The organism is uncultured Shewanella sp., from assembly GCF_947495455.1.
In the GTDB taxonomy this organism is placed as follows: Bacteria; Pseudomonadota; Gammaproteobacteria; order Enterobacterales; family Shewanellaceae; genus Shewanella.
Window position 1 is genome coordinate 1 of record NZ_CANLZC010000129.1, and the last position, 13,775, is coordinate 13,775.

General features: G+C 37.5%; 16 protein-coding genes. All 16 read right to left on the bottom strand.

All coding sequences use genetic code 11. The features are described 5' to 3' along the window. On the bottom strand, positions 1-566 hold a 566-nt coding region (locus tag Q0791_RS22185; protein ID WP_299011322.1), incomplete at its 3' end, for a hypothetical protein. A 97-nt stretch (positions 567-663) separates the two neighbouring features. Further along, positions 664-1,500 (bottom strand): hypothetical protein, encoded by an 837-nt coding sequence (locus tag Q0791_RS22190; protein ID WP_299011323.1) that lies wholly within the window; start codon positions 1,498-1,500, stop codon positions 664-666. A gap of 176 nt (positions 1,501-1,676) precedes the next feature. Then, positions 1,677-2,651 carry a hypothetical protein gene (locus Q0791_RS22195; RefSeq protein WP_299011324.1) on the bottom strand — a complete coding sequence of 325 codons (975 nt, stop codon included), beginning with the start codon at positions 2,649-2,651 and terminating at the stop codon, positions 1,677-1,679. Positions 2,652-2,791: 140 nt separating this feature from the next. Next, entirely contained in the window at positions 2,792-3,250 is a 459-nt protein-coding gene (locus Q0791_RS22200) for a DUF1870 family protein (protein WP_299011325.1), read from the bottom strand. A 52-nt stretch (positions 3,251-3,302) separates the two neighbouring features. Continuing rightward, a complete protein-coding gene (locus Q0791_RS22205) occupies positions 3,303-3,728 on the bottom strand; it encodes a hypothetical protein (protein ID WP_299011326.1) in 426 nt (141 codons plus the stop codon). Positions 3,729-4,040: 312 nt separating this feature from the next. Then, positions 4,041-4,316, bottom strand: a complete 276-nt coding sequence (locus tag Q0791_RS22210; RefSeq protein WP_299011327.1) for a hypothetical protein — start codon at positions 4,314-4,316, stop codon at positions 4,041-4,043. A gap of 313 nt (positions 4,317-4,629) precedes the next feature. Beyond that, complete coding sequence (locus tag Q0791_RS22215) at positions 4,630-4,923, bottom strand: hypothetical protein (protein WP_299011328.1); 294 nt, start codon at positions 4,921-4,923, stop codon at positions 4,630-4,632. A 119-nt stretch (positions 4,924-5,042) separates the two neighbouring features. Then, positions 5,043-5,318, bottom strand: a complete 276-nt coding sequence (locus tag Q0791_RS22220) for a hypothetical protein (protein WP_299011329.1) — start codon at positions 5,316-5,318, stop codon at positions 5,043-5,045. Between the two features lie 129 nt (positions 5,319-5,447). Continuing rightward, on the bottom strand, positions 5,448-5,876 hold the full coding sequence (locus Q0791_RS22225) for a hypothetical protein (protein WP_299011330.1): 429 nt from the start codon (positions 5,874-5,876) through the stop codon (positions 5,448-5,450). A 212-nt stretch (positions 5,877-6,088) separates the two neighbouring features. Beyond that, positions 6,089-6,985, bottom strand: a complete 897-nt coding sequence (locus tag Q0791_RS22230; protein ID WP_299011331.1) for a DNA cytosine methyltransferase — start codon at positions 6,983-6,985, stop codon at positions 6,089-6,091. Between the two features lie 67 nt (positions 6,986-7,052). Next, positions 7,053-7,412 (bottom strand): hypothetical protein, encoded by a 360-nt coding sequence (locus tag Q0791_RS22235; protein ID WP_299011332.1) that lies wholly within the window; start codon positions 7,410-7,412, stop codon positions 7,053-7,055. 842 nt (positions 7,413-8,254) lie between these two features. Continuing rightward, on the bottom strand, positions 8,255-9,106 hold the full coding sequence (locus Q0791_RS22240; RefSeq protein ID WP_299011333.1) for a hypothetical protein: 852 nt from the start codon (positions 9,104-9,106) through the stop codon (positions 8,255-8,257). A 226-nt stretch (positions 9,107-9,332) separates the two neighbouring features. Then, positions 9,333-9,923 carry a class I SAM-dependent methyltransferase gene (locus Q0791_RS22245; RefSeq protein WP_299011334.1) on the bottom strand — a complete coding sequence of 197 codons (591 nt, stop codon included), beginning with the start codon at positions 9,921-9,923 and terminating at the stop codon, positions 9,333-9,335. Further along, the gene (locus Q0791_RS22250) at positions 9,923-11,353 is read right to left on the bottom strand and encodes a DUF3560 domain-containing protein (protein WP_299011335.1); all 1,431 of its coding nucleotides are present in this window, start codon (positions 11,351-11,353) and stop codon (positions 9,923-9,925) included. Before Q0791_RS22250 ends, Q0791_RS22245 begins: the two co-directional genes overlap by 1 nt. A 158-nt stretch (positions 11,354-11,511) precedes the next feature. Next, a complete protein-coding gene (locus Q0791_RS22255) occupies positions 11,512-12,099 on the bottom strand; it encodes a hypothetical protein (protein WP_299011336.1) in 588 nt (195 codons plus the stop codon). 47 nt (positions 12,100-12,146) lie between these two features. Continuing rightward, positions 12,147-12,686, bottom strand: a complete 540-nt coding sequence (locus Q0791_RS22260) for a DnaJ domain-containing protein (RefSeq protein WP_299011337.1) — start codon at positions 12,684-12,686, stop codon at positions 12,147-12,149. Positions 12,687-13,775 lie beyond the last annotated feature (1,089 nt).

Here is a 13,775-nt window from a genome sequence, read left to right on the forward strand (position 1 = left end):
GGGGGGCTTCGAATGCCTTGTGGAATGAGGCTTACAGAGCCACTTTGGACTTTTCGCTGAAATGGGCGCAAAACCCCAAGTTGAAAGTAAAACTCAGATCGATCCTCCCAGAAATCAACAAGTTTTTGAGGATGTATTGAAGACAATTTTTTTGTGTGTGAATACAAATCGATAATTTTATTGAGCACCACATCTGAACCATCTAGCTTGTAAAAATCTCCAGTTCTACCATATAAATCTACTAGGTATTCTTCATAATCGAGCTTTGGTATTGCAAAGCATATAAAAGCAATGCACTCAAGGAAAATTTCTTCACCTTCACCTTGATTTAGTGTTTCAGAAACATTTTTATCATTAGTCAGTGATTTAAATATTTTTAGTGCGGTTATGAAGAATAGCTCCACACTAAACTCACTGTGATTCTTACCGCTTTCCTCAAAATCATGCCAGTCACTCTCTTCATTAATTCTGAATTTTGTTAAAAAATTTTCTATTTTGTATTCGTTATAAATTGAACTTGCAATCAACGAAGTTAAGGTTCTCTTTCTCTTTAAAAATGAAAACATTATACTAATCCATCAGTATTACTCTATAGCCTTATGTGTGCGGTAGACTTCGCAAGACATGAAGCGTTCGGGGTCAGGAACGAGTGTTACCCACTTGTTATGCATTTATATCAATACCATCAACGGACATAAAAAAATCGTGTTGGCTAAATTCAACTATTTTGACTTTTTCTGGATCATGTCTACATGAGAATGATAAGTCCAAAGGCTCTCCTCCCATTATCTGCACAATTTTTGATATGACTTCACCAACCAGGCTCCAAGCATCAATTGCTAGCTGAAGTAACTCTTTTCCAGTAAAATCAGAGGTTTTCCATTCTCGCCTTATCATTGGCCATGAATCACAGTCTGGACCAACCATCTCTCTTAAGACTGGGTTGTTTCGACACATATCTTTAAAGCGATCATATGCTTCTTGTGTTGTTTCATGTGGTTCCACATGCATAGATACCGACATCTTTATACGACGACCTTCTGTCGTTCCAATACAACCTGAACTTTCTACCTCCAGCATACCTTGATGAACAATGAAATCTCTTTTTTTCTTGAGCTTTGACAGTAATTCGTTGTTATTCAATAAATCAATTATTGGTTTAAATTGTCTCTTAAATGAAAGCTCATTTTGCAACTCCATTTTCAATATTTGTGGTATCTCTTTAAGCGCCCTAATAAATGAATTCAGGGAATATCTAAATAAATCTGGGGTATGATAATTTTCTTCCATCTGATGTACATACCAATGACATTCTGACCACCTATCTAAGGCTGCTTCAATCTTTGTATGAGGACAATTCATGATTTCTTCTTCACAATCTTTGTAAACGATAAGAGTATTTGAAAAGTATAGTAAAAAAGATGGGGTTAGTAATGTTAACTCAAAAATGTCATAAAGCCTGCCTACCAGTGATAAACGAGCTTTATCACTGGTAGGCATGATTCAATTAGAAATGATATCGACTATTTTTACAATCTTTGAACAGATGAAAACCCAAAAAACCAGTGACACCAAGCAGCAGTAACAACGCACACCCACTCACAATGACTTTTTCTAACATTTTACTATCCTTAGTTCGATTTGAATAAACGACTTATATTACAACAACCTATAACTTAAACACTTTTCCTAATCTTTCTTCCAGTGTTTTTGTATTTTTTAAAATCTACACCTGATATTTCATCTCCCAAAATCAACCCAGCCTTTTTAATACGCTTTTGTATTGTTGATCGACTAATTTCAAGTCCGAGTTTTTCTTTTATATCTCGTAATACAATCCGTTCACCATTAAATAAATAGCTTGCTTTAGCACTTCTTGTTCTTTCTATTTTTGAAATTGGCTCACCCGTGATGGGGTTACATGTTAAATGATCATTAACAAGGTCAATGATTCGCCCTCTAGATCGATTAATAATCCGACTAATTTCAATCGGCATCGTTAATTCCAATCTATTAATAAGCAAATAAAGTTCATAAATCGCACTGAACGGAGGACATGCATTAGAATCACCGCGCCATTTTTCTATCTCTTTTTCACTGACACAATGAAGCTTGGAAAGCAAATAAGTGGTAAAATTATGTGTAACTAAAGCCGCTCGATACGATAGTTTTAAATCGCTATGTCTCATGTCATTTTTCCCGTTTGATTTGCGATTTTGTTTATACCAGCGCCGAAAATACGCATTCATTGCCGCTCTATACTTCAAATACTGTGAATAATCAGTCTCTTTTAACTGTTTAACGTAATTAGAACGCCAAAGCCTTGTATACTCATTTTGCTTTTGAATAATGGCTTGCCGTTGTACCTCGGGCAAAGCATTTAAGCGAACCATACGCCGCTGATAACGTTTTTTTTCATAGAGTGGATCAGCTAATTGCCGATCTTTGTGCCGCTTTTTGTTATGCTCAGGATCACGTTCAATCAAAGTGTAATAATGCCGCCTATGCCGTGCTTTTAGCTGCTCATGCTGACAAACATCTGAGCAAGTATTACGTTTAACGCTCCAGTCATCATTATCAATCGGGGCACCACATATGACACAAGGGCCACGGCGACAGGTTTTGCAAGCAGGTTTCTGACCTTTAAGCAAAGCGGCTTGATCAACTTCTAGTGTACGACCGCAAAGGCACTCGCAATGCCATACTTTGACGCGATTACGGCCATGCTGTACATAGCCCGCTAAGCGTTTGACGTGTAGCGCGTTAAAACGGTGATTTGTATAATCAATCGCTATGCCCGCCATGATTTCTCTAGTATCATATCAGACAGCCATTGGTACATAAAACAATCTGTATTCAACGGTGCATTAGCATCTAACTCTACCCTCTCGTTTTCTTCAAATAAATACGCGCAGACGCTCTGATGCAATCGCCATAATACTTTATTTTTATTTGGAAATATTGCTTCCCATGCATCAAAGTTATGATACCATTTTAACGTAATCTTACTTGATTTATCTTTAGTTGTTACCAACTCGGCTAGCGTTAATTTGATCAACATGCTGCGCCACTGCGCTAATTCGTACATTTTTATTTCTACATCACTAGGAACCAGTGTGCGACCCGCTTCCCAATATTGCCATGAGCGATTAGACACCTTGCCTATATGTTCCGCCGCCTCACTCACATCTAAATACAACAGCTTGCGCACTGCTTGTAATTCAAAACTATTTAAGCTTAACCAACTCATAAAAACCTCTTTAATAAAGGCGGCTTATGCCGCCTTTATCTGTCTAATTTAATTAGTTAAAATAGACACCAATGTATTTAGTAAAATCTAATCCTGCTTTTTCAGCTAATACTATGTAATTTTCACAGCTTTCATTGTTATATAGTGCAACGCCTGAACCGTAAGAATCTTGAAAAACAATTTCTTCACAATCACTTACTAATTCAGTTGAGTCGATGATGACATATTCATCATTATAAAACTCAACTACATCTAGCGCAGTGTTAAAATTACTTGAGACTTTAATAGTATCTTCAATGCGAATAATGCAACTATTATCACTAAATATTGATACTTCACCTTCATTTAACTCATGATTAAAAGCTATTTCATCTGCAACAAGTTCTAAATATTTTTGATTATCATTTAATACTTCATCAGTAAATAATAAAGAAGAGTTAGTGTTTAAGAAGGCTTGTGCTTGGTTTAATGCAGTCATAATTTTTTCCTCTTAGGTTGGCTTCGCACCATTGCGTAAGCTCTGAATTAATTATGTTCGCAATCACGAACGAGTGCAAGCATTAAATTGATTATTTGTTTAAAATACATCAAAAGTATTATTTTTAGATAGTTAGATGTGAATCTGTAGGAAGTTTGCACTACGGCAGACTTAAGCTAAACTTAAAGTGTTCAATTTCATAAGATGAATTTCGAACATCTCCAGAGAAGCCACTGCTTAACAGACCAGTGGCTTTTCGCCGTTTAGCGCATTGAAAACACTAGACTTTAGTCAAATGCGTACAACAAGAGATTATGGTAAATAAATAACTTTCAATTCATATTCTTTAGCTATTTTTTCAATAGAGTGCATGTTAAAAATATAATTATCCTCAATACTCCCAATTCCCCTAGTTAAATTCCTTTTATCTTCATGAAATGGCAGTGAATCTACCGTTTGTACTGAATAACCAGATTTACCAGCACCGATTTTAAGCTCATCCCATGAGCCTAACATTGTTTTTTGAATCAGTACGGCCTCTGCCCCGTAAGTTTCTATCGCGTATCGTAAACGGTCAAATATATCCATGATTGCTTCCTTATAAATCAGTGAAATTTTCGCTACCAGTGATAAGATGATTTATCACTGGTAGATTCAACTCAAACTGCAATCTAACTCATTGAATGATAGCGCCTTAACTTGCCTCTCACCATACAATATACTCTATCAATAACAACACTAAGTAAAACTGCAACAACTAAATTGGGTATTATTAAATATATAAACAAATCTGTAGATAGATGTAACAACCTGAATTCTATGAAGATTAAACCCAAAATAACAAACGAGGGTAGCGACCAGTGCACTGATGATAAACTATTCATTTTAATTCCTTTTGTATTCACTCCCAAAGATAAACAATAAAATTGAACCATGCAAAAACAAATAATAAGGCAATCATCAATACCCAAACAGCTGCAAATAACAATCCAGTCAAAACTGAAACCTGTGTATATCTTTCTATTAATGACATCTCTAATTTACGCATTTCCAACCTGTTTACTATTGAATTATATAAACAACTAAAAGCCAAAACAGGTATATAACCAGCGAAACACAAGGAGATGGCAGTAACACTAGCAGCAAAAAGTAAATAAAAATATTCTTCAAAAACTAATATATTTAAATAATCCATTTTAATATCCTAATTAATAATGTACGCACAATTTTTTAATCAATAGAGAAGCTGGCACTGAATAACAATAATTTGAACCTACCAGTGATAAAATCACTTATCACTGGTAAATAGTTGTATTAAAAATCAGATTTAACAGATTGATTGTATTGCTTAAGTGCTTCTTCGTGGTCTTCTTCGCAAACATCACACTCTGTTTGATTACATGAATGATATCCGCAGTGTTTACAGTTGAAAGTAAAGTATTGATTTATTGAACCTTCGCAAAGTTCAAATACCCGCTTCACAGCTTCTTTTTTACAACTTGGACAAGATTCCGAATGTAATTTAATATCATCATCAACTACATTATTAATAACAAATTCGTTGTATTCTAACTGGCTTATAACGCTCATATTTCGTCCTTAATTATGAATTTAAAATGTAACTACTGCCCTGTTTCTTTACTTTATAGTTGGGGGCAACGCCCTTGTCGCTATACCCAGACTATAGGTTCAGCGACAATTTACAAAAACTCCTAACAGCTATACACCCTCTTTCATCAATATAAACTCTGATCGGTCATACCAAAAAAGTCTCTCTGACGGGTGAAAAGCACCATCAAAATCAATCTTCAAACCTATTTTTTCAGCATTGAATTCTTCACAAAAGGCATGGGGGTTTTCAATAAGATAGTGGCGAGCATTCAAACAACAAAGCACTAACTTTTCTAAACAATCCTCGGAGTAAACACCAAATTCATCTTCAAAATCTCCAGTTAAAACATCGACACACCAACAAAGTAAATCATCTTTACATCTCTGCGTGTTTAATGATGTGGTGAATTTTTCAAGAAGGGGCAAGATATCTGCTATCAATTGCGTACGAATGAGCACCTTTCCCACGCGAGTTTCAATAACATTATAATTGAACGCTTGGTGAGTTGAGCTTACATCTTTTGGTAAAGTCATCATATAATCCTTATATGGTTTTGCCACTCGGCATTGCTAAAAAAGTATCTATAAAACAGTGAACAACCGCGACTACCTCCTTAACTCCACTGATTTAATTATATAATAATGACCCAGAAAAACAACAAAATATCGATGATTTTATGTAATTTTTTCGTGTTTTTTTGCTGAATTTTTAAATACCACTGGACAACATTGTCCAATGGTTATTGAAACTAAGCAGCTAGAAAAAACTTATTATTTTGTTTCATGTAACGTGTTATTTCACGGCCAATCCAGCGAGCAACAGGCAATGCTACACCGTTACCAATTTGCCTGTAAGCCGATGTATTAGAAACAGGAAACATAAAATCATCAGGCACCCCTTGCAGCCTCGCCCACTCTCTAACTGAATACGGCCTCACTCCCAGCGGAAAGCGTTTATCTGAAACTAACCGAGTCGATTTGTCCTTCGCGTAATGAGCGACGCAGGTTGGTGCCAAATCACCTTTAACGGGATCGGATATAATCGGCAAGTCCCTATACTCTCCCCCCATTCGTTGATAAATCGCTTTGGGATAGGTGATATCGGGATCACATTCTAAAATTTCAGCCAGCCTGATTGGTGTGGTATTTTCTGGCGGCCTGACTGAAAAATGGCGCTTAGTACCGATAATGATCAGCCTGTCCCTTCTTTGTGGTAGCCACCATTCCGCTTTAATTGGACAAAATACATTAACGTAATAATCCGGCATTTTCGTCATAGCTTCCATAACAATTGGAAAAGCGCGCATTCCAGGAACGTTTTCAATCACGTAAAATTCAGGGCGGGCGATGGCCAGATGACGTAATGCATGTAAAAACAATTCATCACCCGTTCTGACGCCATGAATATCGCCGATCGTCGAATATTTTGTGCACGGGTAAGTAAATACCATACCGTCACAATTTCCCTGCTCTGTTACTATCTCACTGGTTAAATCACATTCTTTAACGTGATCACCAATATTCAATCGATACGTTTTACACGCATCACTATCAAGTTCAAACGCCTGAGAAACCTCTATACCAGCCTGCATCAACCCCATGTCCATTAATCCAGCACCCGAAAAATAACTATTTACTGTAATCATATTGTTTTCCTTGTTTAAAGTGGCACACAGCCTCAAATTAATGAGGCTGTGTAATAACAGCGAGGGGTTAGATTTTGCTTACCAGACGATAAGGAAGAGAAAAAACAAGTCGGCTAAAACGAATACTGTAATTTTTAAGGCTAAACGGTGAATTGCCTTTTTCCCCTTTGTTAACCTTTTCTAAATGCACACCATGTTTAATTAACGGCACCACCATTTTTCTCTCATAAGTGACGCCACAAATCAAACAGAAGGTTTTCATTGCGTAAATATAGGGTTCGACCCAGAAAGCGCGGTGCCAAACAATAGAATAAGCATTGTCGGCTTTGTTGACGGTTTTAGAGGGGGCTGGAACACTGTTAATAAAAGTGTCTAAAATATGGTTTTGGTAGGCTACGACATGGCCATCATGTAATCTATTCATCATATTATCCTTGATATGGTATTTGCCCGTAGGCATTACTAAAAAATGATTTAAAAACAGTGAAGAAAAACGTTTTACTTCCTAAACTCCACAATACAAATTATATAAAAATGACCCCAAAAAGCAAATAAAATATGAATAAATAAGTTAACTTTTTATAGTTTTTTTGTGTGACTTTTTTATGCGCTTTTGAGCAACGCGAAAGCATGACAGACGTAAGGCGGGTGCTTCTCACCGCCGCGCAGCAGGCCGTAGGGCTGCGAAAGCTCTTGTCGAGACGTATTACATTCAAAAATATTATCAGCGCGTCATAAGCCGCTCAGCTAACCACGAACCAAACCACTCTGCCAGACAACGCTTTTGTAGCACGGTCAATGATACTCAGCCCCTTTGATGCCCGAAGGGAAAACCAGGGTAGATGATATTTTAGCGCCCTGGGATTTGAGCGAAGCGTTTTCAAATCCCAGGAAGTGCGCGCAGCATTTAGCCCTGATGCCAACACGCGTGCCGAGACTGTTTTTTTAGGCTCGGTTTCACTCGTGTCAGTCGTTTATGACGCGTGTGAAATGCAGCAGGTTGCCGAATGCAGTAATGAGGTGCTTCGTTTTAATGTTTTTATCTTTAATCTTTTATTTTTTAATCTGTTATTCTTTACTCTTTGATTTTTATCTTTGAAATGTTTGTCGATTTAATCTTTGTTTTGTTCCGTTCAACAAAAAAATATCAACACAGTCCCTGGGATACTCGCTAGCTCATTTTTTTAAGCACAGCATCATTTGCACCAGACCATAATCAGGCTGATGTGAACATAAAAGACATAACCAATTGTTAAATTTGTTTTTTATTTAAACCAACTCACCGTCTATTTCAATCCCAGCTTTATCAAATAATTTGCCCAAATGCCCTAAAATACCTGACTGAGATGAAAAATTCTTACTGTCTAATGCACACAGTTCTCCTTTACCTGACAATATTTTTAAGGCCTTATTTTTTTTCGTGTGTGTTAATTGCTCTATTTTAATTTTCGAAAAAGGGCTGACTTTCTTTTCGGACCAAAATATCAGGTGTTCAATAAACTCACTTTCATCAATCAACTGAACGCGAGCAAAACGAGATACCGGCTCTGTTTTTTTCTTTGGCTTTTCATTTTTTTTCAACTCTTTTTTAAACTGCTCAACCAATATCTGTTTAATTGGATATTTACATAAAATCAGTAAATTAAGAAAATTAGCGTAGCTTAAATTACCCTCTGAGATGGTCTTAAAAGTGCCTTGGTTCCATCCCAAGCGATTTTTTAACCCACCTCGCGTGAGTCCGGTCAAAGAATGTTCACCGATAAATCGAAAAATTTCTTCTTTCGGTGGAGACATATACTCCTCTGGCGAGGTGAGATAAGACAAAGGTAGAGACCCTGCGTCTATACCGTCAATAGTTTCATACAACACCTTTCCATATGCGATATAAACAAGTAATGCCCAAGTAGCATAATTAATACAAGATAAATTATCAGGAGATTGCTCAATATGCGCAAACCAGCGACGAACACTCCTCCCACCGATACCTAATAATTTATTCTCATTATCTTTCCCCCTAAGTGGCTCCCATCCCAGCGCATCAAGTACCGTTTTAACTTCTGTTACAGTCGGTTTTTGCCAAAATTCAAAGGCCATCAAGGCCTCTTTTCTTATATTTTTCATTTTTTCTTACCTAATTTATTGTTTAATATAACTAACCTGCCAGACAATGCTTTTATAGCAAGCCTAATGCTACTCAGCCACCCCGACGCCCGCATGGGCAAATCAGGGTAGATGTTATTTTAGCGCCCTACCCCCTGAGCGGAGCGCTTTCAGGGGGTAGGAAATGCGCGCTTCCTTTTGCGCTTTTGCTTTTTTTGTCGGGGGGCAACGCCCCCCTGGTTTATTTTTACTTCTTATCGTATTTCACTAATTTAGTGTTCACCACAGCCGTTGAAAACGTATCATTAGGCAACCTCTCTAGTTCATAGAAGCCGTCAAGGTTACAAGTAATAGGCACCAGCGAAACAATCTCCCCCTGCCCCGCTAAAAGGGATACAGCCGCTTTCAGGTGACGCTTATAAAGCTTAAACGGTGGATTCATCAGAATATTATCAAAGCGGAGTGGTGTTTTTTCTGCAAACTCAAAGAAACAGTCACGGACTAAGTGAACGCCCAATCCCTCAAAACGCGCCTTTGTCGCCTCAAATAGTCCACAATGGCGCTCTACCCCTGTAATATGTGAAGGTTCAACGTCATTTTCAATTAGTGCCTGTATGAGCTGACCTGTGCCGCATTGTGGCTCTAATACTCGCCCCAACTCATTAAAATAACTAACCATATTTCGCGCGACATTATCAGGGGTCACATGACATTCAGTAAATTTATCAACAGTAATCACAGGAACTGTGGCAAGTTGCGCCAAAGGCGCAACTTTTACCCGTTTTGTAATTTTCATCGTATTGGACTTATTAGGCCGACGATAAACAGGTATTTTCATTAAGCCACCTTTTCACTTTCAGCAATATAATTGATTGCGTTAGACTCCGGCACGGGATGCGCTTTAGAGTCAGTTAAAAAGACGGCTACCCATTTACGCTTGTAATAAATTTTAGTTGAACTAGGGTCTAGGCAAAGTCTAAAACGAAATTTTCCACAAGCGGATAACCGAACACCTCTTGATTCATGGTAAACGGCTTTATATTCGGCTTTGGTTAAATGGATTACGTTTAGTGTTTCAAGCCTATTATCAAATCTACCAGTCGATGAAAGTGTTTTAACATCAAGATTTAAAAGCGGTAACTGAGGTTCGCGCTTTGGCGGCACGCTGTAGCCTTGCACCTGCATCACATCGCGCCACTCATCATCACTTAGGCTTAATTCACTACTATCTGATAAATGACACGGTAGCGGCACAAGGGACGTTAATACCCATTCGCCAGTATCTTTATTTTGCTTGGCTTTTGGCTGTAATGCGCCATTTTCACGGGCAAACGCCTGTAAAACTGCGGCGGTCATTTTGCCCTCAAAGCGCTCACATTCTCCCAATTCGCCGCGCTCGTAACCGATACGCCCCAATAAATGCGCTATTTTGCGGTGAATATTTTGGCTGTGTAGGGTGCATTGATGACTTTTTATTGACTCGTTAATAATCTCGGCGGCAGTCATCCCCTCGTAGGCTTTATAAGGAATAACAGGTAAATTTGTTGCCTTTAACCGTACCCCACAAAAAACGTTTACTTTGCGTGATAGGGTTTCATTATCATGACCAAAATCGGCTAGCCATTTATTTAGTAATGTAAGGCCATAATGAGCGTTATTCAGCTTTTTCTGAATATCGCGTAAATCCTTCAATAACCCTTTGATTCGATTAAATCTAGTACTGTAGTTTGCTTTACGATTAGCGAAATATTGCACTCCTTTAATGCGGTCAATCCAATAATTAAACGTCGAAATATTGTCGTCACTTTTCTGAAAACAGCGCTTAATTGTGTTTTGTAATTTTCGCGCTTTGGCCTCAGAATGATGACCGCTTAAAATCGGTTGACCTGCGGGAACCGCTTCACTAACTTTAAGCGCCTTAGCATGATAATCATGCGCATCTTGTAAACGGTTATTTGCGTAATTCTCAAAACGGGCGGCACGCTCGGCGGCACGTTCAACGAGTGTCATTTCTTCCATGTCCAGAAACTTAGAATTAGACACTAATAGCGCAAAATCCTCTCGTGTGGTAGTCCAAAGCGCATACATCAGGCCATTGTAAGTTTTATCCTGCCCTTGCTTGGGTGCCCACTTAAAGCCCAAGTCCTTTAAAAAATTGTAATGCTCTTGCTCAAGATGCTGCTTGGGATAAAGGCGGATTTTATTATCTTCAACCGAATAAGTCGCGTCAAAAGTGTAATCAGAAAAGGGGAAATTGAATGTTTTCATCACATAATCCTTATATGGTTTTGCCCGTAGGCATTGCTAAAAAATGATTCAAAAACAGTGAATAACAACGTTTTACTTCCTTAACTCCACTGTAAACAATTATATAAAATTGACCCGAGAAAATCAAATTAAATTGATAAAAAACACAAAAATATTTGTTATTTTTCTGTCATTATTTGATATATCTTAATGAGCTGCTCAGCGTTTAGGGTATGAATTGATAAACGAAATTTTTCATCTTCATCTATTTTATGATCTAACGCGCCAAAATTCGGAATATAATATTTATTACCTCCTCCATGACGTTGATTTTCTAACGGAATAATTTTAGATATTGAATGGATAATATTTTGACGTAACTGATAGGAAGCGCGTTTTTGTGTATGCTCTTTTAACATGGCCTCTTTTTTGTTCAGTACATCATCATAATGAATCAATAAACGTTTATTGAGATCGGCAGCAATGGCCTTGGGTGATTTTTTTAAGCTGCAACCAATGCTATGAAAAACATTCAAATATCGAGCATTTGACTGTTCAAAGCATAAACTAAATTGTGGTAATTCTTTTCGATATGCTGATGACAACTGAATAAAAATGCCTTTCCGGTCATCAAGCCAAACTTGGCCATTTCGGTAATTATTAATAAATTCTCGTGTTTTAACGTCATTAAAAAACCAGTTGTCACCAAGATAGCAACACACACTTTTTAATAATTCGATAGTATCATTGTTATAATTTGTAGTCATAAAGCCTCCTAAATGATAAATAGGGGCGTTTTTACGCCCCGAGCATACTAAGCCGCTATATATTTTCGATTTTTGCCGTAGACAGGCTTATGCGAGCCGTGGAGTTCACGTATTTCATTCATCGAGCAGGACTTACGATTTTTAGACTTGAATTGTTCAGGCCTGTAATACCAGCAACCCCCGTTTTTTTTGCAAAAGTAGCATCCTATCCCGCCTTCTTTTCGGCCTAATTGTTTTGCAAAAGGTTTTGTGTTGCCGCTGATCCAAATCCAGTTACCACAGATTTCTATTTCAAAATCGGCGTTTTCGCGTTCCTGAAGCACAAACAATGCACTAAGCACAGTGTTAAATTCTTCACTGTAGTCTGTTTGTTGAAAGTCTTCTGTAGCTTCAATGGTTTCAGATTCAAACGAGTCTAAACTACGCAAAAAGTCATAAGCTAAGTTAATTAACTTCATGGTTTCAGCTTCTGCTGGATTGCGATCAGGGTGATATTTTAGAGAGGCAGCTTTATAGGCTTTTTTTATTTCTTTTTTAGTTACAGACTGGGACAAATTTAATATATTAAGCGCGTCGTTAATATTCATTGTTTTTCTTCCTTTTTTAAGGGTATTTGCCCCGAAGGGCATCAGTTGAAAACAATATTATTATATAATATACATATAAAAAATCAATAAAAAATAGATTTTTAGGGTCGATTTTATACTATTTTTTATGCGATTTTGAGCAACGCGAAAGCATGGAAGCGGAGCGAAACCAAAACGCAGCGCGTTTTATCTTGTCGAAACACTGCTAATAAAATGCAATAACAGAACGTCATCAGCATGGTTAACAATAAAAGAGCGCGCTCACCCCCTGCCAGACACGCTGTTATAGCCCGTTATAGATTCCTCAGCCCGCCAGATGGCCGTAGGCAAAATTAAGGTTGATGTTTGGATATTTTAAGTAAAAAAAATTAATTATTGATCGCGGAGCGAGATTTTAGAGTTGATTGTGGTTAACTCGTTTTTTGAGTTATCCACATATCCACTCTCTTTTTAATAGCTTTTTTATTTAAGATCTTTTTTTAAAGATCTTTTTGATTTTTGAAAGCCTTGACAGCTCTAGCTTTGAGAGAAAAAAGTAAGAGAATTTGTCCCAATACCGTGAGGATTTGTCCCAATATCTTTTAAAAACCGTGAGGATTTGTCTCAAAACCGTGAGGATTTGTCCCAATTTTGACTTAAGTGTGTGGATAATTTTTAAGTCTGTTATATTCAAAAAATAGATACTGAATACACTTTCAAAGCCGTGAGGATTTGTCTAATTTAAGGCAATAATGTCTCAATCCCATAGGTCAAAACCGAGTAAAAGGTAATACTTCTACCTCCGAAACACTCAAAGGTGAGAGAATTTGTCCCAATACCGTGAGGATTTGTCTAACTTAAGGCAATAATGTCTCAATCCCATAGGTCAAAACCGAGTAAAAGGTAATACTTCTACCTCCGAAACACTCAAAGGTGAGAGAATTTGTCCCAATACCGTGAGGATTTGTCTAACTTAAGGCAATAATGTCTCAATTCCATAGGTCAAAACCGAGTAAAAGGTAATACTTCTACCTCCGAAACACTCAAAGGTGAGAGAATTTGTCCCAATACCGTGAGGATTTGTCTAGCTTAAGGCAATAATGTCTCAAT